Below are 2,613 nucleotides of genomic sequence, written 5' to 3'. Positions count from 1 at the left end.
GTTGCGATAGGTAAGACTTTGAAGTTATCTCCATCTTTTCCCCCGCTTAACACTGTACGTGCGACTTTCATCGCATACAGCGTCCCATCTTATTCTTTTATACTAAAGTAACTAGATTACAAGCTTTACGGAGTTTGTTTATTTTCTTCAATTGTTTATCGTTCAATTGAAGTATTCTCATATACGTTCTAATCGTCTCTTCATTTGTAGCGTGAATCAGTCTGTGGACAAATTCATGTACAATAATTAGGTTATTGAACTCGTCAGTTCCTCCCATACCTTTCGGTACTTTGTGATGACAGTGCGCTTCATCAGCTAACAAAAAGATTCCTGTAACAGCACATTTTCCATTTTGCATAGAATATCTCGACATTCTGTTATCTGTATACTCCACGCTCTGCCCTTTAGTGGATGATAGCAACATCTTCTGCATTTCATTGGCAATGTTACCTTTTAGGCTTTTGATGAGTTTTTGTCTTCCTTTTATAGTGTAGTTACATATGTCTTGACTGAAACTTTGAGGGAATCGTGTTTGTATGTCCGCTAGTGGATATACATGATTACCTGCTATTTCAAAGGTTCTATAATTATTCCTGTGAGTTCTTTTGTATAATGCGTTTGCATTGGTAGGAATCTTATATTTCCCTATTGATTTTAGACGATTAAACAAGGTTTTCGAGAGACGAAAGGCTATTTCAGCAAAGTCTATAGATACATGTGTTGCAATTTTGTAATAGTTTTTTATGCCAAGCACGTAAGAGTTATAGTCCTGTACTGTTTTCCCTGATGGATTCTTTTGAATTGCTTTAATCCTTGTTTTTGCTTTTTCAAGGATATCCTTTTTCTTTTTCGCGCTTACATGTGTGTTTGCTACATATCTTTTGCGCTTTTTAACGAATTTAATAGAGAACCCCAGAAAATCCGAAGATTTTCTTTTTAGGTTAGTTATAGTTGATTTTTCATTAGATATGTTAAGGTTTAATTGATTCCCGAGATAACCTTCCACTGCATGGAATATTTTAGTTGCAGATTTGTGATTGTTTGTAAATATTTTAAAATCATCCGCATACCTAACTATATACATTCTCTTCAATTTTGTTTTTGATAGATGATAGTTTTTATTTGGTAGTGTATATGGTTTTCTTGTTTTGATATTATCCCACTGACTAGATATCCACCAATCTAAATCATTCAATACAACATTACTTAGTAATGGGCTTAGAATTCCTCCTTGCGGAGTTCCTTTTGTAGGAATGCCTTCTCCTTTGATTGGTGCTTTTAACATTTTCGAGATGATTGTCAGTACTCTTCTATCAGTTATACCTATGGTATATAGTTGTTTTAGTAATTTGGAGTGGTTTACGTTGTCAAAGAAACCTTGTATATCAATATCAACTACGTGACTATATCCCCCACGATTCATCAAGAATTGACACCTAGCCATCGCATGATGCGTTGACCTATTGGGTCTAAACCCATATGAATGCTTGTAGAATTTCGCTTCGCATATTGGCTCTAGAACTTGCTTGAGCATTTGTTGAATGAATCTAGCTCTCATTGTAGGTATTCCTAATGGGCGTTTCTTTCCATTTGGTTTAGGTATTTCTACCCTACGTACCGTGTTTGGCTTGTAGTCTACAAGAGCATTTCTTATGTTATCAACGAAAGAATCTACATCTTCCATTTTATAATGGTCGATTGTGATACCATCTGTTCCTTCAGTTTTAGAGCCAGTGTTAGCCTTTATGTTTCTATATGCCAGTAGAATATTTTCTTTTGATATGATGTGTTTATATAAATTTATACCTTTAGTAGCATTGTTTTTGCTACGTTGATATAAATCATCAAACAATTTTTGTATATCGTAATATTCTGCATGTCGTAATGTTGTACTCACCGATGTGTTAATTCCCCTTTCTTACGAAAAGTCCCATCATCTTACTCGATCCTGTGAGTTACATCTAGTAAGTTTAGTTTTCAAAGAACAAGACTAGGGACTATCCCTCCACATTTGTTACATGTTTCGTCGGTACTGTGTCCCCACCTTCACAAGAATGAAGCAATTTCGGTTCGTTAGAACCTTATATACATCTGTCCGCTAGTAGGCGTTGGTGACAGTTTCTTGCTTACCACGTTCCGATTGACCTAGCTATACATATATCCTTAGGTGCTTGCTGTAAGCCTGTTATCTTTACATCATCATCGTTAGATGTTCCGAATTTCATATCCTTTAATCTTACTTTTCGGTAGATAACATCGTCATTGACGACATACATATTTCTTATGTATTAATAATTTAGACCCGTATATTCGCAAGTTCGCCAGTCCGTTAATTTGGACATTCTCACCATAGATATTTTGTAGCATCCCGACCTATCCATTACCATATGATTTCTCACTTAGGTTTTGTTCAGCCGACTTCACCTAGCTTCATACAATTTGTGACTACTATCACGCCTTGCATGTAGGAGTATTAGATAAGTAGTTTCAGCTCAACCTGACGGCTTTCATTCCTACTTTCAGTCAGTCAGTTGTTGTTATCAAATTGATAACCCTCCTATTTCGTGTTTACACACTTATAAGGAAACGTGTCGCGCAAAGGATTATTTTGTT

General features: G+C 35.7%; 1 protein-coding gene. It reads right to left on the bottom strand.

What is annotated here, in order from left to right; genetic code table 11:
* Positions 1–97: 97 nt before the first annotated feature.
* Positions 98–1,897, bottom strand: coding sequence for a group II intron reverse transcriptase/maturase (gene ltrA, locus VK90_RS27260; protein WP_048376734.1), 1,800 nt, complete (start codon positions 1,895–1,897; stop codon positions 98–100).
* Between the last annotated feature and the right edge of the window lie 716 nt (positions 1,898–2,613).

Origin of the sequence: Bacillus sp. LK2 (genome assembly GCF_001043575.1) — a bacterium.
Taxonomy (GTDB): domain Bacteria; phylum Bacillota; class Bacilli; order Bacillales; family Bacillaceae_G; genus Bacillus_A; species Bacillus_A paramycoides.
This window is presented reverse-complemented; position numbering and strand designations above follow the sequence as displayed.